Origin of the sequence: Hyphobacterium vulgare, assembly GCF_042643335.1 — a bacterium.
Lineage (GTDB): Bacteria > Pseudomonadota > Alphaproteobacteria > Caulobacterales > Maricaulaceae > Hyphobacterium > Hyphobacterium vulgare.
In genome coordinates this window covers 130,395-152,889 of the sequence record NZ_JBHRSV010000002.1, presented here as the reverse complement: position 1 = coordinate 152,889, position 22,495 = coordinate 130,395, and the positions used below count along the sequence as shown (strand labels likewise).

Sequence of the window (22,495 nt, the reverse complement as noted above, 5' to 3'; positions counted from 1 at the left end):
CCGCAGGGGGATGATGCGTGAGCCATACCGACGCCTTCTTTACCAGCCGCGACGGGCTGAAGATCAGCTATCGCGACCACGCTCCCGCGGGTGAGGAAACCGGATTGCCGGTGCTTTGCCTGCACGGGCTGACGCGGAATCTGAAGGATTTCGAGGATTTCGCACCGAAGGTGGCGGCGACCGGGAGGCGGGTGATCGCCGCCTCGCAGCGCGGCCGTGGCGATTCGGACCGGGATCCCCAGACCGGGCGCTATCATCCCGGCGTCTATGCCCAGGACATGCTGGACCTGCTCGATCATCTGGGTCTGCCGCGCGCGGTGTTTGCCGGCACGTCGATGGGCGGGCTGATGACGATGGTGTCGGCGATGCTGGCACCGCATCGGATCAGTGCGGCGATCATCAATGATGTCGGGCCGGAACTGGCCCCGGAGGGGATCGAGCGGATCCGCTCCTATGTCGGCAAGTCGGGCGATCACGACGACTGGAACAGCGCAGCGGACCGGGCGCGCGAGGTCAATGGCCACGCCTTCCCGAAGGAGACGGGCGCGGATTTCTGGCTGACCTTTGCGAAGCGGACGCACCGTGTGCTGGAGACCGGGAAGATCCGGTCGGACTACGACCCGGCCATCGCCTCGGCGGTATCGCAGGGCGGGCAGGCCGCGGTCGATCTCTGGCCGGTCTGGGCGGCGATGGTGCCGATCCCGACACTTCTGGTGCGCGGCGGGATTTCCGATCTGCTGTCGCGCGAAACGATGGCGAAGATGAAAGCCGTGAAGCCGGATCTCGAGGTCGTTGAAGTGCCTGATGTCGGGCACGCGCCCTTCCTGACCGAGCCGGCTGCCTGGCGGGCGATCGCGCAATTCCTCGAAAGGGTCGACTGACGGGGGAAGTCTTCGCCCGTCAGGGTAGATCGAATTTCAGAATTCGCGCCAGGGGAGAAAAATTTACTTTTCCCTTCGGAGATTCTTAAGAGCGCGTTAAGCTTTGCATCTCGAAGCCTAGAAAGAGGGGGGGAACCCTATGCTCCGTCGTACCTATCTGGCTGGAATCGCCATTGCCGCTCTGGCGCCCGCGGGTTTCGCGGCGGCAGACGACATGACGTGGTTCCCGTCCGAGCCGCCAACCAGCGCCACGCCGGGCGAGTGCTATGCGCGCGTCCGTGTCGAAGCCGAGTATCGTCCCTATACCGAGACGATCGTCACCGGCGACACCTACGAAACCTACAATGTCCGTCCGGCCGAACTGGGCTATGACGTCCGCGAATTCATCAGCCGCGAAGCCGGCATGCGCTACATCGTGCATGAGCCGGTCTACGACATCATCACCGAGCAGGTGATGGTGCGTCCGGCTTATGTCGAATATCGGGTGATCCCGGCGGTGCATGAGGAAGTCACCGAACGGATCATGGTGCGCGAACCGCGCATGGTCTGGCAGCGCGGCCGCGTGCCGGGTGCCCAGATGACCCGTTTTGATCCGGAAACCGGCGAAATCTGGTGTCTCGTCGAAGAGTCGGGCGAATACCGCACCGTCACCCGCAACGTGCTGGTCACGCCGGCCCGTGTCGATGAAGTCCGGATCGATGCCGAATACGCGACGATCCAGCGCGAAGTGCTGATCCAGGAAGCCCGCGTCGAGGAAATCCCGATCCCGGCCGAATACGACCGGGTCGAAATCCAGACGCTGGTTCGGGCCGCGTCGGTCGATTCGCAGACCGTCACCGGCCGCACCGAATCGGTCACCCGCTACGAGCTGGTTGCCGAAGAGCGCTATGAGTGGCGTCTGATGGATTGCGACGAAATGGAACTGCCGGGCTATGTCCCGCCGGCCTCCATGCGTTCCGAGCCGCCCGCCATGTCCTACCAGTACCAGGGCGGAGGCGACTATCAGGAGCCGCAATACGACGAGACCGAAACGCCGGTCGCGTCGCTGGCGTCCAGCCGGATCACCCAGCGCGGTGGCCCGCGCATCATCCAGGCCGCTGCGCGCCAGTAGGCGATCACGCGACCAGGCAAGTCAGGAATGCGCTCCGCACCGGAAACGGTGCGGGGCGTTTTCTTTTGTCCGATCCACTATCGGGCGGGGCCGTCGGCCGCGGTGCGGATGCGCACCCGCGCCGTCGCCGTGCGGCCTGCGTCGTCCACGGCGGCGATGGTGTAGAAGCCGCGCTGGGGCGGCAGCCAGACCGGATCACCAGCGCCATTGCGATCGGCGGGCGCACCATCGACGAACCAGTCGAGCCGGCCCGTCCCGCGTCCTGCGAGCACCAGCGGCCGGCCTTCCTCATTGGCCCAGACCTCCGAGCCGTCGGGCGGGAAGACGATTTCCGGCGGCAGGGTGTCGCCGAAACGGCGCAGCGGGGCCGGCGGTGAATGGTCGTCCGGCGTTTCGGCGCGGCCCCAGCCGGTGTCGGTTTCCGGCGCATAGCGGCGGGCGCGGTCGAACACGTCGAACAAAATAGGCAGGGCGCCCTCGCGGCCGGTCACGCCGGGGCGCGGCGTGCCGTCCGGACGGCCGACCCAGACGACCACGGTGAATCCGTCGCCGGTGCCGGCGGCCCAGGCATCACGAAAGCCCCACGACGTGCCGGTCTTGAACGCGATGCGCGGCGCACCGCGCGACAATTCGGCCGGCATGCGCCCGCCCGGATGCGGGGCGCGGCGCAGGATCGAAACGATTTCCTCGGCGGTTTCCGGCGTCATCAGGGTCTGGGCGGGGGCGTCGGCGTCGATATCGGACCGGTCTTCGAGCCAGCTCAGGGGACGCGCCGCGCCGCCGTCGCCAAGTGCGGCATAGAGGACGGCGACCTCGCGCACCGTCAGTCCGACCCCGCCAAGCGCGATTGCCAGGCCGGCATCGTCTTCGCCCGAATCAGCGATGCGGCCGTGTGCGCCCGCGAAATCGAGCGAGGCGGCGAAGCGCCGAGCCCCGACCGCGTCGAGCGCGAGAACGGCCGGGACGTTGAGCGAATGCTGCAACGCCTCGGCGACGGTGACATCGCCGCGGAAGCTGCGATCGAAATTCTCGGGCTGATAGGCGTTGAAGGCGCGCGGCACGTCGGCCATGCGGGTTCCGGCAGCGGCGAAACCGTCATCGAAGGCCAGCGCGTAGATGAAGGGTTTCAGCGTCGAGCCGGGCGAGCGGGCGCGGTCGGTCAGATCGATCCAGCCGCCCTGGCGGCCGCGTCCGGCCGAGCCGATCGCGGCGCGCACGGCGCGGCTGCCGGTCTCGACGACGAGGATGGCGATCTGGACATCGCTGCCAGCCTCCTCGGCCTCGGCCCGGGCAAGGGCTTCGAGCTCGGCCTGCAGACCGCCGTCGAGCGACGTGCGGATCTCGGTGACGCCGGGTGCGCGGCGGCGGGCCTCTTCGGCGGCATGCCAGGCCTCGGCCGGGAAGTCGGCACGCGAAGGCAGCGGTTCGCCGGCGGCTTCGGCCGCGCGGTCCGGCGACAGAAGGCCGGCCTCGGCGAGCCGGTCCAGAATGGCGGCACGGCTGGTGCGGGCCTGCGCGGGCCGCAGGTCCGGACGGCGGACTTCGGGCGATTGCGGCAAGGCGATGAGCAGGGCGATCTGGTCGGCGGTGAGCCGTTCCGGCTCGCGCCCGAAATAGGCCCAGCTCGCCGCCCTTATGCCTTCGAGATTGCCGCCATAGGGCGTGAGCGAGAGGTAAAGCTCGAGGATCTCGTCCTTGGTCAGGCGGCGTTCGAGCTGCAATGCGCGCCAGCTCTCGACGATCTTCGAGCCGAGATTGCGCGGGCGCGGTTCGAGCAAGCGGGCGGTCTGCATCGTCAGGGTCGAAGCGCCGGACACGATGCGGCCCGCCCGCGCCGATGTGAAGGCAGCCCGGATCACGGCGAGCGGGTCAACCCCGTCGTGGTCGTAGAAACGTTGGTCCTCGACCTCGATCAGCGCATCAATGAAGGCCGGGTCGATGCGATCGATGTCGGCGGCGAGCCGCCAGCGCCCGTCCTCGACCGGGAAGACGCGCAGGGCCCGCCCGCCGGAATCGGTCACCACGACCGACATCTCCGTTCCCCGGCCCATGTCGGGCGGGGTCAGCCGGTCGAGGACAAGGAGGCTCGCCGCCATCGCGAGGATGGCGGCGTGAACCCCGATGACCCAGACCGGCAGCCGCATCGTCAGTCGGCCCGCGGACGGATGGTCACGCGGCCCGCTTCGGACCGGGCGAAGACGTCGCTGCGGTACATGTCCTCGGCATTGGCGCCGGGGATGACATAGTCGCCCGGCGTTACCGCCCGCACGATGTAGGCCAGGCGGTAGCTGCGCCGTTCGTAGACATCGACGGCTGCGACGTAGCGGTCATCGCGGGCTTCGGCGATGTCCGGCGTCGTCAGATCGCCGAGGAAGGCATAGGGGCCGTTCCGGCCCGCATCCTCCGGCGACAGGACGGCCTCGATCTCGAAGCCTGCCGGCAGCAGATCGACGACGACGGCCGGAATGCGGCGCTGGTCCAGACCGCTGAGGGTCAGTGCGACGATGAATCGGTCGCCCTGAACCACGTCGGACAGGTCGGCCGTCGCGCCCGCGGGCGTCAGTATCATCTTCTCGATGGCCAGGCGTTCGGCCACGGCAGGCGGTGCATCGACCGGTGCGCCGCGGGCGATCTGGGTCATCCAGACCATGTTGCCGGTCTCGTTGGTGAAGACCGGCCGGGAGGCCAGTTGGTCTGCATCGAGACGGAAGGACCGGCCGGACGTCACCGTATCGGCATCGCCCTCGACGGAGACGTTGACCTCGGTCGTGTCGCCGGCGAGCGCCCGGGCGGCGAGGAGAAGGAAGGCTTTCTCCTGCGTCGTCAGACGGTCGGGTTCGGGCAGGTCGGTGGCGACGCGATCAGTCAGCGCGGCGACGACGTCAGTGTTACCCGCTTCCGCGGCGAGGGCGAGAACGCCGGCGATGTCGCGCCGGGGTGTCTGATACCAGTCGCCGGCATTGTTGTAGCCGAGCGCATCCATTGCGGCCTGGAAGGCGCTGCGCGAGCGGGCTTCGTCGCCGATCATCGCCAGACCGGCCCCGAGATGGGCACGGGCGAGCGGGCTGTCGATGTCGGTCAGGAGCCGGTCGTGCATGTAGCGCAACTGGGCGCGGTCGACCCGGCCCGCGCGGGCAAGGACGTAAAGCGCGTAGGCGGCGCTGCGGTGGTTCAGGCGTTCCTGGGTGTCGTACTGCCAGGGCCCGCGCTGGACCTGCGTCTCGTAGCCGGAGGCCCGCCACAGTTCGAGGCGCGAAATGCCGTCGAGCACGGTATAGGCGCGATCCAGAGCCGCATCGGGCACGGAATAGCCCTGCTCGCGGGCGCGGGCGAGGAAGTCGACCGCATAGGCCCCGAGCCAGGGGTTGGCATTGCGGTCACCCATACGCCACTGGCCGATCGCCCCGTCCGCGCTCTGGCGGTTGAGGATGGTCTCGACCGCATCGGCGACACGGCGGCGGATCTCGGCGTCGGTCTCGACACCCGCGAGCGATGCCATCTGGTCGGCATAGAGCAGGGGCAGAGCCCGGGAGACCTGCTGCTCGGTGCAGCCATAGGGATAGCGCGACAGCGAATCATAGAGCGCGGCGGCGTCCATCGGAATGGCCGAGAAGCTGACCTGGACGGTCTCGGAGCCCGGCGTGAAGCCGTCGATGACGCGCGGATCGGGCGTGTAGTTCCGCCCGTCCTCGATCCGGGTGCGTTCGATCCGGCTCACGGGAAGGAAGGCCGAACGGATCTGGATCGGATAGCTGCGCTGAACCGAGAAGTCCGGTCCGGCCACGGTGATGCCGATCGCGGTAACGCCGGTTTCACCGGCCTCGACCGTGATGCCGGCATCCTGGCGCTGTCCCGAGGCCAGTTGCAGCTGCAGTTGAGGATCGGCCACGGTCAGGCCGGCACCGGCATCGACGGTGACGGTATAGGTGCCGGCGTCGCCCTCGACATTGTCGAGCGTGGCGGTGGCGACAGCGGTGTCGCCCGGCGCGAGGAAGCGCGGCAGGATCAGTTCGGCCGGCACCTCGTCGCGCACGGTCAGGGGCTGGCTGGCCGCACCGAGGCCGGACGGAGTCCAGGCCACGGCCATCAGGCGCAGTTCGCCGTTGAAGTCCGGGATGTCGAGCTCGATCTCGGCCTCGCCATTGGTGAAGCGGACCGGTCCCTGGAACAGGGCGACGGTGCGCGTCGGCACCACGGTCAGGCCGGCGCCGCCGATCTGGTCACCGCCGGAGCGGACGTCCGCCGCGGCTCCCTGATTGGGGTCGAGCAGGCGGCCGTAATCGTCATACATGTCCACGGCCAGGCGCTTGCGGCCGAAGAAATGCTCGACCGGGTCGGGCGACTGGAAGCGGGTCAGAAGGAGGATGCCCTCGTCCACCGCGGCCAGGGTGACATAGGCGTCGCGGGTATTGCCCGCGGCCTCGATCGTGACCGTCAGCGGCTGGCGCGGGCGGATCACTTCGGGCGTGTCGAGCGACAGGTCCAGCGTGCGCCGGCCCATATCGACCGGGATGTAGCTGACCCCGACGGCGCGGCGCGGCCGCGGCTGTGCAACCGGGTCGCGCGGCGTGTAGACCGACACCATGACATAGGCGCCGGCGCCCCAGTCCTCGGTCACCGGCAGGGAGATGCGGGCGCCTTCCTGCGGTACGTCGATCGTACGGGTTTCCAGCACGCGGTCAGTCGCCACCACGACTTCGGCAATGCCGGCATAGGGGGCGAGGATGGTCAGTTCGGCCGCACGGCCGACTTCGACACCGCCCTCGGGCGTCGCGATGCGGACGCGGTCGGGGGCCTCGACCCCGTCAACGGGCTGCGATCCCCAGCCGACCCAGAAGCCGGTGCTGGATTCCACGCCGGTCAGGGGATCGGTGACGATGAGCTGATAGCTGCCCCAGTCGAGCGGCGGGGAGGTGATGGTGCCGCCTTCGAGGCCAACCTGCTGCACCCCGTCCTCGATGGTGACGACGTTGCGCGTGCGGCGCCAGCGCCACGGGCCGTTGTCCTCGCGGTACCAGTCATAGCGGTAGTCGATCCGGATCAGGCGCCATTCGACGGCGGTGGTGACCGGACTGCCCGTGGGATCGAGCGCAACGACGCCGAAGCTCGCCGTCTCGTCGCGGGCCGAGCGGTAGTCGAATTGCGGGTCGATTCCGAGATAACGCTGACGCGGGCGATAGGGGATGCGCACGTCGTCGGCGACCGGGCGGCCGCCGGGCTCAAGCGCGCGCACCACGGCGCGCAGGCGCAGCGGACGCGAGGCGTCAGCGGCTTCACCGTTCGGATTGACGACCAGAGTCGCGCGACCGGACCCGTCGGCAATCGTGTCCGGCAGGTCGAAAGTGCGTTCGCGGAAATCCTCGTCATGACGGCCGAAGCTGTAGTCGGCCCAGGCCGGGAAGGGCGTGTATTCCGCCTCGATGCGGACCTCGCCCTCGACCGGCAGGCCGGCCCCCGGCGCGCCATAAAGGAAGCGGACATCGGCTTCGATATTGCGCGTCTCACCGGCCAGAACCGGGGTCTCGTCGTCGGTCTCGAGTTCGAGCGCAATGCGTTGCGGCACGAAATCCTCGACCGAGAAGCTGACACGGCCGACGACTCCGAGACCGTCGACTTCCAGCGCCATGCGCCAGATGCCGCGCGCGGCGGCGCGGGGGACGTCGAAGTCGAACTGGACGGCGCCGGCTTCCGGCGCGCCGTCGAAGCGGAAGCGCTGGTTCTCGATGCCGTTCGGAGCATAGACGACGAGCGAGCCGGCGCGGTCGGTGATCGCCATGGCTTCGCGGTCGCGGATCAGGCCGGTCAGGTGAACCGTCTCGCCGGGGCGGTAGATGCCTCGGTCGAGATAGAGATAGGCGTCGGCGCCTTCGGGCGCATCGCGGCCGCCGACCGCGTCCTCGCTGAGATCGACTGGCGAACGGTCGAGGTCGAGAATGGCGAAGTCGCCCTCCGGGCCATAGGCGAAGACCATGCGCGGCGCGGTATCGCCGGTGCCGTTGACGATCGGGCCGTCGAAGCTCACGCGGCCGTCATTGTTGGTGGTCTGGCTGGCCAGGATCTCGTTGGAGCGGGCGACCAGGTCGATGCGGACATCGTCCTCCGGTCGTGCGGTCTGCAGCGAGCGGACGGTGATGTCGATCCCGTCCGAGCCGGTATAGGTCGTCAGGGCGAGATCGGTGATGACGAACCAGCGCGCGGCGCGGGCCGGCTGGCGTTCGTCCTCGTCGACACCGGCATCGGTGACGCGCATGAAATAGGCGCCGGGGCGCAGTTCGCCGATCGTGTCGGTGAGCGGCATGACGGTGACAGTCGGCGCATTGATCGCGCCGGACGTGTCCATCTCGCCTTCCCAGACCAGGCGCGATACGCCGCTCGGGTCCTCTTCGCCGTAGAGCCATTCATACTCACCTTCGCCGGCGGTATAGCCCTGGGAGATGGAGCGGAAGGCGAGCGCGCGGTCGGTGATCTGGAAGATGGTGATCTCGACGCTGTCGACATTGACGGTCTCGATCGGAATGCCGTCGGCCTCGATGCGGGGCAGGATCACGCCGCCGCCGGCAAAGCCGACATAGGCGGGGCGGTCGCCGAATTCGAGCGTGGTGGTCTGGTCGTAGCCGAGCTCACGGCCATCCGCGGCGGGCAGGCCTTCGCGCAACGTGACATCGTAGGAGGTCCCGAAATCCACCCCGCCGAGGCAAAGGGTCTGGCCGGTCACGGACAGGGCGACGGGCGTGTCGGGATCGATGCGCACATAGGGCGCGTAGTCGGTTTCGGGGTCGAGTGGGCCGGAAAAGACGAGGCAGAGGCTGGGCGTCGCGTCTTCGACATTGACCCGGTAACGCAGATATTCGAACCGGGTGGAAATCTCGGCTTCGGCGCGGGGCGCATCACTGGCGCGATCCTGAAGCAGTGCCGTGTTGCCGCCAGCCGTCTCGCCACTTCCGCTGCGGTCCCCGCAGGCGGTTACGATGAGGGCGAGCGCAGCCATGGCGAAGGCCGCGGCACGGTGAAGCCGATGTGTCATGAAAATCCTCCCTGTCCACCGAGGACATTACACCACCTTAAGGCATTTTCATGCCGGGAATCTTGGCCAAGTGCGGGCAGCAGGCCGGCGGGTGCGGCCAACGGGCTTGATGGCCCGGCATATCGGGCTAGCCTGAGGCCAAACAGATGGAGAGAGGCATGAAGGGCAAGGTCGTCGCGATCACCGGCGGTTTCGGAATTCTGGGTTCGGCGGTGGCCGAACTGGCGGAGAAGCGCGGCGCGAAGGTCGCGCTGATCGACCGCGCGCCGACGCCGCCCGACGGATTGTGCGATGCCGGGTCCGGCATGCTTTGCCTTGGCAGTGTCGACCTGACCGACGAAGCCCAGGCCTCCGAGGCGGTCGAGGCCGTGACCGACCGGTTCGGCGGGCTCGACGTGCTGTGCAACATCGCCGGCGGCTTTGCCTGGGAGACGCTGGAAGACGGCCGGATCGACACCTGGGATTTCCTCTACCGGCTCAACGTCAAGACCGCGGCGGTTACCTGCCGTGCCGCCCTGCCGGCGCTGAAGGCCTCGATGGCCGGGCGGATCGTCAATGTCGGCGCGGCCGGTGCGGTGAAGGCCGGCATGGGCATGGGGGCCTATGCGGCGTCGAAGTCGGGCGTCATGCGCCTGACCGAGGCGCTGGCCGAGGAGCTGAAGTCCGGATCGAAGGTGACGGTTAATGCCGTCCTGCCCTCGATCATCGACACGCCGCAGAACCGCAAGGACATGCCCGACGCCGATCCCAAGACCTGGGTCGCGCCATCGGACCTTGCCGAAGTGATCCTCTTCCTCGCCTCCGATGCGGCGAAGGCAATGACCGGCGCGCTGGTCCCGGTGACTGGGCGGGTTTGATCCTTCCCGCGCCTAGACGCTCCCCGGTTTCGCGCAGCGAAGACCGGGGTCGAGACTGGATCCCGGACCGGCTTCGCCGTCCGGGAGACGTCGTATTAGAAGTCATGGGGTCCCCATGAAAATGGGGACCCGAAGCTTCTACCCGGTTTCGGATTCCCGCTTTCGCGGGAACCCCGGGGAAAAGGTACGCTCACCCCACCCCGCTCCCGTCCTTCTTACGAAGGCCGCTCGCGTCCCTCCCCTTCGAGGGGGGAAAAACCTACATCCGCGTCTTCAGATCGAAGCCGGTGTCCGCGGCTTCCTCCGGTGTCAGGGCCGGATCGGGTTTTGCCAGGATGCGGCGCATCGCCATGTGGTCGGCCGGGGCGCGGACGCTGTCGGCGGCGATGACGCGGCCGTCCCTGAAATAGAAGACCGAGAAGCTGCCCGAGGCCGGGTCGCCGCGCACGACGCTCTCGTCCGCGCCCTCTGACAGGCCGGCCATCTGCAGCTTGGCGTCGTACTGGTCGGACCAGAACCACGGCACCTCGGAATAGGCCGTGGGTGTGCCCGCCAGCGTCTTTGCGAGCGCACGGGCCTGATCGGCGGCGTTCTGGATCGATTCGAGGCGGATACGGCGGCCCGCGAACGTGTTCATGTGGTGGGCGCAGTCGCCGATGGCGTAGATGTCCCGGTCGGCAGTGCGGCCGTATTCGTCGGTGTCGATGCCGTTGTTGCAGGCCAGTCCGGCTTCGGCGGCCAGCTCGCAGTTCGGCACGACGCCGGCGCCGAGAATGACCAGATCGGTATCAAGCGAATCGCCGTTGTCGAGCGTGACCGTGCCGGCGTCGCCGACGCTCTGGACGCCCACGCCATAGCGGATGTCGACACCGTGCCCGGCGTGCAATTCGTGGAAGAAGCTGGAAATGCGCGGGCCGACGGCGCGGCGCATCAGCCGGTCGAGCATTTCCACGACGGTGACCTTCACACCCATCTTGGCGATGGCGCTGGCGGTCTCGAGGCCGATGAAGCCGCCGCCGATCACGGCGGCATGCTTCGCGGTTTCCAGCGCCGCCTTGATTTTGCGCGAGTCCGCGAGGCTGCGCAGCGCGAAGACTTTCGGGCCGTCGATGCCGGGAATGGGCGGAACGCGGACGCGGGTGCCGGTCGCGATAACCAGCGTGCCAAAGGCGAGATCCTCGCCGGTCGAGAGGCGGATGGTTTTCGCGGTGCGATCGATGGCTTCGGCCTTCACGCCAAGGCGCAGGTCGATGCCGTGCCCTTCGTAGAAATCCGGCGCGCGCAGCGGCAGGCGTTCCTCGGCGAAACTGCCGAGCAGATAGGTCTTGGACAGGGGCGGGCGCTGATAAGGGGCGTCGGTCTCCTCGCCAATCATGATGACCGGACGGTCGCAGCCTTCGCGCTTCAGGCTGTCGGCCAGTTGAACTCCGGCCTGTCCGGCCCCCAGTATGACGATGGCGTCGGTCACGCGCTTTCTCCCGCAATGCCTTCAGACAACATGCGGTCGATCTCGTCCGGCTCAACCCCGATTCCCATGAGGATTTTCCGCGTGTCCTCTCCCGCGAAGAAGGGGCCGCGTCCTGCGGCGGCCGGCGTTGTGGCAAAACGCGGGGCCGGTGCGGGCTGGGTCAGGCCGTCTGACGTGAAGAAGGTGCCGCGGGCGGCATTGTGCGGATGGTGCGGGGCTTCGCTCAGCGACAGGACGGGGGAGACGCAGGCGTCCGTGCCTTCGAACAGGGCGGTCCATTCGGCGCGGGTCTTCGTGGCAAAGCAGGTCGTGAATTCGGCTTCGAGGCGGGGCCAGTCGGCCTTGTCCCACTGTTTCGCCGCGTCTTCGGCGGGCATGTCCAGTCCAGCGAGAAGCTGGGCGTAGAATTGCGGTTCGATCGCGCCGACCGCCATGAAGCCGCCGTCCGCCGTTTCGTAGCAGCGGTAGAAGGGTGTCGCCCCGTCGAGCAGGTTGTCGCCGCGACGATCGGTCCAGATGCCCGAGGCGAGCAGGGAATGGATCAGCGACATGATCGCCGCCGACCCGTCGGTCATCGCGGCATCGACGACCTGGCCCTTGCCGGTCGTGCGGGCATTGAGGATCGCGGCGAGCACGCCGAAACAGAGCATCAGCGATCCGCCGGCATAGTCGCCGACGAGGTTGAGCGGCGGCAGCGGCCGCTGCGCCGTGCCGATCGTGCCGAGCGCACCGGAAATGGCGATGTAGTTGATGTCATGCCCGGCGCGGTCAGCCAGCGGCCCGGTCTGGCCCCAGCCGGTCAGGCGGCCATAGACGAGTTTCGGATTGCGCTTCAGCACCGCGTCCGGACCCAGCCCGAGCCGCTCGGTGACGCCGGGCCGGAAGCCCTCGATCAGCGCGTCCGCGGTCTCGCACAGCTTCAGGACGGTCTCGACCGCCTCGGAGTGTTTGAGATTCAGCGCGATGGATTTCTTGCCACGACGGTTGGCGTCCTTGGGGCGTTCGGGCAGGCGCGGTTCGGCGCGGCGGTCGACCGCGATCACCTCCGCGCCGAGGTCGGCGAGCAGCTGACCGGCGAGCGGACCGGGGCCAATGCCGGACAATTCGATGATGCGTATGCCGTGGAGCGGTCCTGTCATGGCCCGATCAGAGCGGAAGCCCGGATGCCGGGTCAAGATTCCAGAAGCGCGGCGAATCGCCCGCCGGCGTCAGATCGGCGGCGCCGACATGGCCGGTCTTTACCTTGGCGTCGCCATCGAAGCCGAGTGCGGCGTGGAAGAAGCGCAGTATGCCATTGGAGGTGACGACCAGGACCGTGCCGCTCGACCGCCGCGCATCATTGAGAACCGCCATCGCATTGGCCTTCAACGTGGCCGGCGAGGGTGACCAGCCGGCGCCCTCGGGGAAGTCGTGGTGGTCGCGCCAGCCGGCGAGCGCGGCTTCGCCCCAGGCCGCGATGATCTCCTCGTCCGATTTTCCGCCCCAGGGGCCGTAGTCGATTTCCTTCAGGCGTTCATCGATCTCGATCGGTCCAGTGAAATTGATCCTCGCCGCCACGATGTCGGCGGCGCGGCGGGTGCGGCGCAGCGGGCCGGTGATGATGCGGTCGAGCTTCACCCCGGATGACTGGAGGGCCTTGCCGAGGCTTTCCGCTTGCGCCTCGCCCTTCTCGACGAGGGGCAGGTCTTCCTTCGCGCCGACCCAGACCGGTGTTTCGCCGGGGCCGAACGTGTTGCCGTGGCGGGCGAGGAGGAGGCAGGTCATCCGACCAGCTCGCCTTCGCGTTCGATGATGGCCTCGACCACTTTCGCGTCATCGCGGCTGTCGACCGACCAGGCCGAGCGGCCGCGATAGTCGACCTCGACAACCCGTATCGGAATGCCGTTCTCCAGCGCGCGCAACTGTTCCAGGCTTTCAGCCCTTTCGAGCGGACTCGGCTCCAGCGCGACGATCCGGCGCAGCGCATCGGTCCGGTAGCCATAGAGGCCGATATGCTGGAAGACGGGCGTTCCGGCTTCCGGGTGACGCTGGAAGGGCAGCACCGATTTGGAGAAGTAGAGCGCGTCCATGTTGCGCGCGAAGACGACCGTCGTGCCGCCGACCGCGCCCGCGGCCTTGGTCTCGCGGAAGCGTTGCTCGGTCTCGGCGGTCATGCGCACGGCGGGGGTCGCCATCTGCAGCGCGGGGTCGGACTTCAGCGTCGTCGCGACGGCGCCGATCACCCAGGGCGGGATGAGCGGGGCATCGCCCTGGACGTTGACGACGATATCCGCGTCGGAGTTCAGCGCGTCGAGTGCGGCCAGTGCCCGTTCGGTGCCGTTGCGGCAGGTCTCCGGCGTCATCACCGCCTCGCCGCCGAAGCCGCGTACAGCATCGGCGATGCGCTCGTCATCGGTGGCGACGACGGTCCGGTCGACGCCGTCGGCGGCGCTGGCCAGGCGCCAGACGCGCTCGATCATCGGCCGGCCGGCGATCGGGGCCAGCGGCTTGCCAGGAAAACGGGTCGAACCGTAACGGGCGGGAATGACGGCGAGAACGGTCATGAAATCGGCATGGCACAGCCGCGCAAAAGAGGAAAGCGTTACCAGCGCGAAGCCATTCAAACCCGCGCAATCATGCATTATAGACGGGGCACGTGCCCGGCCATGGCCGGGCCGCGCCGTTTTTGAAGGAAGGGTTGCGGGCGATGCGCCATTTTCTGACGACTGAAGACTGGAGCCGCGGCGAATTGCAGGCGCTGCTGGACCGCGCCAGGGCGCTGAAGGCCGGGGCGTCGTCGAATGCGCTGGCCGGCAAGTCGATCGCGCTGGTCTTCTTCAACCCGTCGCTGCGCACACGGTCGTCCTTCGATATCGGCGCGACGCAGCTGGGCGGTCACGCCATCGTGCTCGACGCCAAGGGCGCGACCTGGCCGATGGAGTTTGCCGACGGGGCGGTGATGGACGGCGACGAGGAAGAACATGTGCGCGAGGCCGCGCGCGTGCTGTCGCGCTATGTCGACCTCATTGCGATCCGATGCTTCCCGAAATTCCAGAACTGGACGGAAGAGAAGAAGGACCCGCTGATCTCGGCTTTCGCGGCACATGCGACCGTGCCGGTGATCAACATGGAGACGATCGTCCATCCGTGTCAGGAACTGGCGCTGATGCTGGCGCTACAGGAGAAGATGGGCAATGTCCGGGGCAAGGAATTCCTGCTGACGTGGGTGCCGCATCCGCGCCCGCTCAACACGGCGGTAGCGAATTCCGCCATCCTGATCGCGTCGAAATTCGGCATGAATGTCCGCATGCTGATTCCGGACGAGGTCTACCGCCTCGACGATCGCTATATGGGCGCGGCGGAACGCTATTGCGCCGAGGCCGGGTCGCGTTTCACGGTGACCACCGATGTCGAGGCCGCCTATTCCGGCGCCGATGCCGTCTACGCCAAGAGCTGGGGCGCGCTGCCCTTCTACGGGAAGTGGGAGGGCGAAGCCCCCTATCGCGCCAAGGGCCGGGATTTCATGATCACGCCGGACAAGATGGCGATGACGAACAATGGCGTCGTCAGCCACTGCCTGCCGATGCGCCGCAATGTGAAGATCGCCGACGCGGTGGTCGACAGCCCGGCCTTCCTCGGTATCGAGGAAGCAGAGAACCGCCTGCATGTGCAGAAGGCGATGATGGAAGCGCTCGCGCTTCAGGGCGGACACTGATGGCGGAGACTCCCGCTGTCCGTCAGACGATCGTCCAGCTGCTGTCGCACATGCGCGACGGCAAGGAGATCCGCGAATACCTGAACCGCTTCTCCAAGGTCGACCAGTCGCGCTTCGCCGTGGTGAAGGTCGGCGGGGCGGTGATCCGCGACGACCTTGAGGGGCTCGCCGCGGCGCTCGCCTTCCTGCAATCGGTCGGCCTGTTGCCGATCGTGGTGCATGGCGGCGGACCTCAACTCGACGCGGCGCTGAGTGAGGCGGGCATCCCGTCGGAGAAGATCAACGGGCTGCGTGTCACGCCGGACGCGGCGATCCCGGTCATCCGGGACAATCTGACGAAGATCAACCTGTCGCTGGTCGAGGCGATCCGCCGGGCCGGGGGCCAGGCCGCGGCGATTCCCCAGGGCGTGTTCGAAGCCGAGATGCTCGACGCGGCGGTCTATGGCCGGGTCGGCGAGCCGACACATGTGCGGCTCGATCTGGTGGACAGCGCGCTGAAGGGCGGCGAGGCGCCGATCCTGGCCTGTCTCGGCGACACGGTCGACGGGCACCTGGTCAACATCAATGCCGATTTCGCGGTGCGGGCGCTGGTGCACCGGCTGCAGCCCTACAAGATCATCTTCCTGACCGAGACGGGCGGGTTGCTGGACCAGGCTGGTCAGCTGATCTCGTCGGTGAACCTCGCGACCGAATTCGACCGGCTGATGGCGTCGGACTGGGTGTCCGGCGGGATGCGGGTGAAGATCGAGGAGATCAAGCGCCTGCTTGATGATCTGCCTCTGACCAGCTCGGTATCGATTACCCGTCCGGAAGAACTGGCGAAGGAGCTGTTCACCCATGCCGGCGCCGGCACGCTGGTGCGCAAGGGCGAACAGGTGATCCCGGTCACCGACAAGCGCGAACTGGACCCGGCGCGAACCGTGGCGCTGGTCGAGAAATCCTTCGGCCGGGCGACCGTGCCCGGATACTGGGACCAGCTGGATCTGAAGCGCGGATTCGTGACCGAAAACTACCGCGCCGGCGCGCTGGTGACCGAGGTCGGCGGGGTAGCCTATCTCGACAAGTTCGCGGTGCTGGAAGAGGCGCGCGGCGAGGGCCTGTCGAAGACGGTGTGGTCGAAACTGATCGAGGCCGTACCGTATTTCTACTGGCGGTCCCGGGCGGCCAATCCGATCAACAGCTTCTACTTCTCCGAATGCCATGGCGCGGTGCGTCGGGGTGAATGGGTGGTGTTCTGGCGCGGCGAAAGCGATCTCTCCCGCGTGCCGCACTTCGTCGATCTGATCGGCCAATTGCCGCCGACCCTGATCACGCCATGAGTGTGAGAATCGGTCTCGTCGGCGCACGCGGGCATACCGGGCGCCACCTGCTCCGCCTGCTGGCCGGACGCGGCGACATGCAGGTCGTCTGCGCCGGATCGCGCGAATTCGCCGGCCAGGCCGTCACCACGCTGGCGCCGGAAGCCGATCCGGCACTGGTGTTCGAGGCGCTGACGCCGGACGATATCGCCGCGCGCGGGCTCGACGCGGTGATCCTGGCCCTGCCGAACGGAGCGGCCGCGCCCTATGTCGCGGCGATCGACGCGGGCTCGCCCGAAACCGTCATCGTCGATCTGTCTGCGGATTACCGTTTTGACGAGCACTGGGTTTACGGCCTGCCGGAAATCTATGGACGCGACCGGATCAGGGGCGCAACGCGGATCGCCAATCCGGGCTGCTATGCGACGGCGGGGCAGCTTGCCATTGCACCGTTACGCGACGTGATGGCCGGGACGGCGCATGTCTTCGGCGTGTCGGGCTATTCCGGGGCTGGCACGACACCGTCGCGGAAGAATGACACCGTGGCGCTGAAGGACAATCTCATGCCCTATGCCCTGACCGGGCATTTGCACGAGGGCGAGATGGCGCGTCATACCGGCAGGCCGGTCGCTTTCACGCCACACGTCGCGGAATTCTTCCAGGGGCTGACGGCGACGGTGCAGGTCGGGTTCGCCGAAGCGCAATCCGCAGAGACGGTCCGGGCGCTCTACGAGGCGGCCTATCGCGGCGAGCGGCTGATCCGGCTGATCGACGCGATTCCGGAAATCCGCGACGGCGCGCATTTCAACGGCGCAGTGCTGGGCGGCTTCGCGGTGTCGAAGGATGGAATGCGCGGGGTCAGCGTGTGTGCGCTCGACAACCTCCTCAAAGGGGCCGCCGTCCAGGCGATCCAGAATCTGGCGATCGCGACCGGCCTGCCGGAATTCGACGGCCTCGTCTGAAATGAAAACGCCCCGCCGGTGGGGCGGGGCGTTGATCCATGCAGTGCGGCTCGAAGCAGCCTAATCGTTGCCGTTTTCGTGCGCGCGCAGCGAATTCACCAGCGCCTCGAGGTCGGCCTGAGCGCGGCGGGTGGCCTCGGCCAGCTGGGCCTGGGTCTCCGGGTCGAGCTCAAGGTCATCGCCCGTCCCGCCATCGCCGGACGGCGAATCGGCGTTACTGGCGGAGGCGACGGTGTTGGACGCGACCGTGGTTGTCTCCACGCCATTGTCCGCATCAACGAGCGGCTGGACCTGACGGGCCAGCATGGCGCTGACGCGTTCACCGTCCTCTTCCGTCACCTCGTTGTCGAGACGCCGCGGAGCCATCCGCTGGGAGTCGTCCGGCGCGGTGCCGGCACGGCCCGACAGCAGGACGATGCGCTGGATCTGGCCTTCGGTTTCTGGCGTCTCGCCATAGACGACGGCGTAGTCATAGCCCTGAAGCAGGCGCGACACGACCTCGGCGAGTGAGCCTTCCAGTTCGGCATCGATCGCCGGGTCTTCCTCGAGGCGGTCCAGACCGACGAGGCGGAAACCCGCCTCGTCCCGGATGGCCGTGAGGACTTCGCTCAGGTTCTCACCTGACGCGCTGACCTGCCAGGTGTCGCCATTGCGTTCGGCGCTGACATCGGCCGCGGCCGGCGCGATGAGCGCCGCCGAGGCCAGGAATGTCGTCAGAGTGAAGCGCAAGGTCATCGGGAGTGTCTCCCTCCTTATTGGGTGCGGACCGCGACACTGGTCGCGCCGCGCTCGCCACCGACATCGGTGAAGCGGACGAAGACGCGATTGCGGGCCGGGTCATTGTCGATCGCGCTGCCATTGCCGCGGACGAAGATGCCGAAGGTGGCGGTGGCATTGTTGTTGAGGGTCAGCGAGGTCGACGCTGCCCGTGACGTGGTGCAGGCGCCCGTGGTCGGGTTGGTCTGGCACACCTCGATATTCTGGATGTTCAGGGCCCGGCCACCGGTATCGGCGGCCACGTTGATCACCGCATCGGCGCCGACATTGGTCACGGCAACCGAGAAGACGCCGACCTGGTTACCGGTCGTCGGCACTTCGACGCGGCCGGTATTGCCCGCCGTCGCGGCGAGCGCGATCACGTCGGCCGGAGCCGTCGCCGAGGACGAGAAGGTCAGCGAGTTGAGGCCGAGCGTGTACTCCGCCGAACGGCGATTGGTGCAGAAGGCCTCGATGAACAGGTCGGTCTCGTCGAAATCGCTCGACACCGGCGAACGGCCATTGTCGGCCCAAGTGTCCGCGCTGGTGACCGAGAAGACGAAATTCTGGGCCCCACCCGAGGGGATGTCGACCGGCGTGTTCGCCGTGCCGGTCAGGGCGTTGGAGGAATTCGTCGTCTGATAGCTGAACTGCGAAGCGGACGCGCCGGCCAGGCGAAGGCCGCAAGCGGTCGCCGTCGTGGCATTCGCCGCCGGATTGATGACCGTTGCGAATGCCGTCGCGGCGGTGCCGTTCACAACCGAACGGGTCACCGGCAGAACCGCCGAGACCACACGCGGCGCGATTTCCCGGAATTCGGTGATGTCACGGCCTTCCTCGCGTGCGGCGCGGGCGTTGTCGGCGCTGTCGCCGGGCGTGGTGTCATGAGAGATGCCGCAGGCCGCGCCGGACGGGCAGAGATTGATCTCCGGATTGGAGAAATAGTTCACGCGGCTTTCGCCGGTACCGCTCGAATAGGACATGATCGTCCGGAAATTGCCATCGACGCGGTGGCCATAGGCGAAGGCCCGCACACCGGGGGTGCCGGCATCTTCACGATTGTGGGCAAAGCCGGTGTTGTGACCGATTTCGTGCGCGAAGGTCTGGTCGGTGCAGAAGCTGTAGCCGCCCGTGCCCGTCCAGTTCACGTCGATCCAGTCGGAGTTGACCGATACGCCGAAGGCCGCGGTGCTGGCCGAAATCGAACCGCTGCCGCCGCCGAGCACATAGGCGACGCCGCAGCTGCCATGCGTGTTGCGGTCATAGTGACGAAGGATCGAGACAAGGTCGGCGCCCTTGGCGTCGCGGACATCGCGGAAAGCGCGGAAGTCCTGGCCGTTCGCGCCGACCGTGTTGTCGCCCACGCCATCCTGCAGGTCGCCCAGGGTCGAGCTGTTCGACGCGGTCTCGCTCGCTGCGAAAAATTCGAGATTGACGAGTCGCGCCCGCATGCCCGTGTCGGAGTCGATATGGGCCTGGTCGAGCAGGGCGACGAGGAACTGGACGCGCGCGCCGACGGCGAGACCCCAGAGATCAACCATGGACTGCGTGTAGTAGACCGCGATGTCGACCGTGCCGTTGGAGCCCACAGCGACCGCTTCGTCGGTCGCCGGATCGTCGGACATCAGCGGTGAATTCTCGATCACGTCTTCCGGGATATAGCCGGTCGGGATGCCGTCATCGCCCCATTCCGGGACCGTCGCATCGGGATGGTGCTGGAAAATCCGGTGCCCGCCGGTGCGGTTCGGCACGATGTTCCAGGTGCCATCCGGCGTGTTGATCTGGCCGAAGACGAAGCCATTGGTCTCGGTGATGATGACGCGGTTGCGGATGTCCTGGCCCGCGATACGGCCGACCCAGGTCCGGGCGCCGAGATCGCCGACCGTCACACGGTCGAGCTCGGCCTCGTAGCCGGCGCCGAAATTGAGATCGATCCGCTCGCCCGCATGCATGTCCATGACAGCGGAATTCAACTGGCCGAATTCAATCGCGCCCGGCAGGCCTTCATCGGCGGCCGCAACCGGTTGAACATTGCGGAACATGTCCTCGGCATGGGCGCCGGCCGCCAGGGCCAGAGCGGACACCGCCGCCATGATGGTGGTTCTGAACATCAAAAAAACTCCCCGATTGAAAACGCCCTGACGCGTATGCGCGTGCACCAGAGGGTAGCATAACAAGCGAAAGCGGGCGGGCATAGATGCCCGCCCGCCTTATTCCGCCTGTGGTTGCAGGATTACTGCGTGCGTACCGCGACGCTGGTCGCCCCGCGTTCGGTCCCGCCCTGGGTGAAGCGCACGAAAACCCGGTTGCGCGCCGGATCATTGTCGATCGCCGTACCGTTGCCGCGCACGAAGATGCCGAATGTCGCCGTTGCATTGTTGTTGATCGTCAGCGTTTGCGACGCTGCGCGCGCCGTTGTGCAGGCGCCTGTTCCCGGGTCGGTGACGCAGATTTCCAGCGTGTTGACGCCGGCGATCGTGCGGCCACCCAGGTCCGGCGTGGCCGTGATCGAAGCCCCGGTGCCGACATTGCTGACCGCTACCGAGAAAACGCCGACCTGGTTGCCCGTGGTCGGAACATCGACCCGGCCCGTGTTTCCGATCGTGGCCGCCAGTGCGATCACGTCGGCGGTCGCCGATGCGGAAGACGAGAAGGTGAGCGAGTTGAGGCCGAGCGTGTATTCCGCGGAGCGGCGGTTGGCGCAGAAGGCCTCGATGAAGAGGTCGGTGTCGTCATTGGCCGACGGAAAGCCCGGAATGGCGGGGGTGTTGTCGGCAAAGGTCGAAGCGCTGGTGACCGAGAACAGGAAGTTCTGGGCGTTGCCTGCGGGGATGTCGACCGGGGTGTTGGCGGCGCCTGAGAGCGCATTGGCCGGCGTGGTCGTCTGATAGGAGAATTGCGAGCCCGTCGAACCGGCAAGACGCAAGCCGCAGCCGGTCGCCGTCGAGCCGGACGAGGCCGGGTTGATGATGGTCGCGAAGGCCGTCGCCGGAGCGCCGTTGACCACCGAACGGGTAACCGGCAGGACCGCCGAGACGACGCGCGGAATTTCCGCCCGGAAGTTGACGATGTTCAGCGATTCCTCGCGCGCCGCGCGGGCGGTGTCTTCCGTCGCCGAGCCGCAGGCCGAATTGTTGCGGCAGGTGGAGATTTCGGGATTGGAGAAGACCAGCATCTGCTGTTCGCCCGACTGCCCGCTCGGATAGGCCATGATCGTGCGGTACGAACCGGCGACGATGAAGCCGTGGGCGTAGTCACGGACGCCCGATCCGGCGCCGGAATTGTTGCGGTCGTGGGCAAAGCCGAGATTGTGACCGATTTCGTGCGCGAATGTCGGGTCGGTACACAGCGAGAAGCCATCGTTCAGATTGGCGTCTTCGCCATCGATCCAGTCTGCGGACACCGAATAGGCAGCGACCGCATCGCTGGCGGAAATGTCGTCGTCTCCGCCACCGAGAACATAGGCCAGTCCGGCCGAGCCGAGGCTGGCCTGGCAACGCTGCAGGATGCCGACGAGGTCCGCGCCATAGGTCGCGCCGGTATTGCGCAGGGCCGACAGATCCTGGGTGACACCGGAGCCGTTACCGTTCGGGCCGAAGCCCGAGAGATTGCCGAGCGTCACCGACTGGTCGGCATTGTCGGTGGTCAGCGAGACGGGCTGGAGCTGAACCAGGCGGGCGCGCAGACCGGTGTCGGAATCGATCAGGGCCTGGTCGAGGATGGAAAACAGGTATTGCACCCGTCCGCCGGTCGAAATCCCCCACTGGCTTGCGAAGCTTTCCGAATAGAACAATGCGATGTCGATCGTGCCGTTCGAGCCAACCGCAACGGCCTCGGCCGTTTGCGGACCTTCGGCGGCTTCGCGTTCGGCGAGCGCGCGCATCACATCGGTCGCATTCGGGACAATGGCGTCGTGTTCGTTGTAGATGCCGACAGCATTGTCGGGCATGCGCATGATCTGGTGGCGGCCGACGGCGTCGGAGAGGATGTACCATTCGCCGTCCGGCGCGTTCACGCGGCCAAAGATGGCGCCGTTGAATTCGGTCAGGATCACGCGGCGGTCTACGCCATCGCCGAGGAGTTCACCGACCCAGACCTGACCGCCGAGTTCCTGCGTGTCGACGCGGTTGAGCACGGCCTGGTACCCGCTGCCGAAATTGAGATCGATCGTCTCGCCCGGTTGCATGCGCATCACGCCGGGAGACAGACGGTCGAACTCGGTCACATCGAATCCGTTATCGGACGCTGCGGTGCGCGTGCCGACGAACATGTCATCGGCCAAGGCACCGGCGGACAGGGCAAGCGCGATGGCCGAACCCGTAACAAAACGCATCATCGGATATTTCTCCCCTGGATTTCCCTTTGCGGGATCATAGGGCAGCGGAACTCACCCGGCGAGTGAAATCGGGACAATTGCCATCAAATGTTGTGCGCTCTGACAAAC

General features: G+C 67.1%; 15 protein-coding genes. 6 read left to right on the top strand and 9 right to left on the bottom strand.

Annotated elements, in window-relative coordinates:
* The first annotated feature begins 17 nt into the window (after positions 1-17).
* Together ACFOOR_RS04695 and ACFOOR_RS04690 are read left to right on the top strand one after the other, a co-directional pair.
* Positions 18-881, top strand: a complete 864-nt coding sequence (locus tag ACFOOR_RS04695; RefSeq protein ID WP_343164976.1) for an alpha/beta fold hydrolase — start codon at positions 18-20, stop codon at positions 879-881.
* 139 nt (positions 882-1,020) lie between these two features.
* A complete protein-coding gene (locus ACFOOR_RS04690; protein ID WP_343164977.1) occupies positions 1,021-1,992 on the top strand; it encodes a hypothetical protein in 972 nt (323 codons plus the stop codon).
* A 77-nt stretch (positions 1,993-2,069) separates the two neighbouring features.
* Here the strand turns inward: ACFOOR_RS04690 and pbpC are convergent, their stop codons facing one another.
* Both pbpC and ACFOOR_RS04680 read right to left on the bottom strand, forming a co-directional pair.
* Complete coding sequence (pbpC, locus tag ACFOOR_RS04685) at positions 2,070-4,136, bottom strand: penicillin-binding protein 1C (protein WP_343164978.1); 2,067 nt, start codon at positions 4,134-4,136, stop codon at positions 2,070-2,072.
* Between the two features lie 2 nt (positions 4,137-4,138).
* Positions 4,139-9,016 (bottom strand): alpha-2-macroglobulin family protein, encoded by a 4,878-nt coding sequence (locus ACFOOR_RS04680; protein WP_343164979.1) that lies wholly within the window; start codon positions 9,014-9,016, stop codon positions 4,139-4,141.
* Positions 9,017-9,174: 158 nt separating this feature from the next.
* Between ACFOOR_RS04680 and ACFOOR_RS04675 the strand changes: the two genes are divergently transcribed.
* Positions 9,175-9,873: an SDR family NAD(P)-dependent oxidoreductase gene (locus ACFOOR_RS04675; protein WP_343164980.1), complete on the top strand. Its 699-nt coding sequence runs from the start codon at positions 9,175-9,177 to the stop codon at positions 9,871-9,873.
* Positions 9,874-10,132: 259 nt separating this feature from the next.
* Here ACFOOR_RS04675 and ACFOOR_RS04670 read toward each other — a convergent pair whose 3' ends face one another.
* The 4 genes from ACFOOR_RS04670 to kdsB are packed head-to-tail and all read right to left on the bottom strand — an operon-like array spanning position 10,133 to position 13,884.
* Positions 10,133-11,341: an NAD(P)/FAD-dependent oxidoreductase gene (locus tag ACFOOR_RS04670; RefSeq protein ID WP_343164981.1), complete on the bottom strand. Its 1,209-nt coding sequence runs from the start codon at positions 11,339-11,341 to the stop codon at positions 10,133-10,135.
* On the bottom strand, positions 11,338-12,480 hold the full coding sequence (locus ACFOOR_RS04665) for a CaiB/BaiF CoA transferase family protein (RefSeq protein WP_343164982.1): 1,143 nt from the start codon (positions 12,478-12,480) through the stop codon (positions 11,338-11,340). Before ACFOOR_RS04665 ends, ACFOOR_RS04670 begins: the two co-directional genes overlap by 4 nt.
* A 7-nt stretch (positions 12,481-12,487) precedes the next feature.
* Entirely contained in the window at positions 12,488-13,105 is a 618-nt protein-coding gene (locus tag ACFOOR_RS04660) for a histidine phosphatase family protein (RefSeq protein ID WP_343164983.1), read from the bottom strand.
* A complete protein-coding gene (gene kdsB / locus ACFOOR_RS04655; protein WP_343164984.1) occupies positions 13,102-13,884 on the bottom strand; it encodes a 3-deoxy-manno-octulosonate cytidylyltransferase in 783 nt (260 codons plus the stop codon). Before kdsB ends, ACFOOR_RS04660 begins: the two co-directional genes overlap by 4 nt.
* 143 nt (positions 13,885-14,027) lie before the next feature.
* Between kdsB and ACFOOR_RS04650 the strand changes: the two genes are divergently transcribed.
* From ACFOOR_RS04650 to argC, 3 genes are read left to right on the top strand one after another with little or no spacing between them, the layout of a single operon-like run.
* Positions 14,028-15,035 carry an N-acetylornithine carbamoyltransferase gene (locus ACFOOR_RS04650; RefSeq protein WP_343164985.1) on the top strand — a complete coding sequence of 336 codons (1,008 nt, stop codon included), beginning with the start codon at positions 14,028-14,030 and terminating at the stop codon, positions 15,033-15,035.
* Entirely contained in the window at positions 15,035-16,354 is a 1,320-nt protein-coding gene (locus ACFOOR_RS04645) for an acetylglutamate kinase (protein ID WP_343164986.1), read from the top strand. Before ACFOOR_RS04650 ends, ACFOOR_RS04645 begins: the two co-directional genes overlap by 1 nt.
* On the top strand, positions 16,351-17,295 hold the full coding sequence (gene argC, locus ACFOOR_RS04640) for an N-acetyl-gamma-glutamyl-phosphate reductase (protein WP_343164987.1): 945 nt from the start codon (positions 16,351-16,353) through the stop codon (positions 17,293-17,295). The genes ACFOOR_RS04645 and argC overlap by 4 nt, the downstream gene beginning before the upstream one ends.
* Before the next feature lie 60 nt (positions 17,296-17,355).
* On the opposite strand, the gene ACFOOR_RS04635 is transcribed toward argC, so the two are convergent.
* The 3 genes from ACFOOR_RS04635 to ACFOOR_RS04625 all read right to left on the bottom strand — a co-directional run bounded on the left by ACFOOR_RS04635 (position 17,356) and on the right by ACFOOR_RS04625 (position 22,387).
* A complete protein-coding gene (locus ACFOOR_RS04635) occupies positions 17,356-18,030 on the bottom strand; it encodes a hypothetical protein (RefSeq protein WP_343164988.1) in 675 nt (224 codons plus the stop codon).
* A gap of 17 nt (positions 18,031-18,047) precedes the next feature.
* Positions 18,048-20,162: a M12 family metallo-peptidase gene (locus ACFOOR_RS04630; RefSeq protein WP_343164989.1), complete on the bottom strand. Its 2,115-nt coding sequence runs from the start codon at positions 20,160-20,162 to the stop codon at positions 18,048-18,050.
* A 122-nt stretch (positions 20,163-20,284) separates the two neighbouring features.
* Complete coding sequence (locus ACFOOR_RS04625) at positions 20,285-22,387, bottom strand: reprolysin-like metallopeptidase (protein WP_343164990.1); 2,103 nt, start codon at positions 22,385-22,387, stop codon at positions 20,285-20,287.
* Positions 22,388-22,495: the final 108 nt, after the last annotated feature.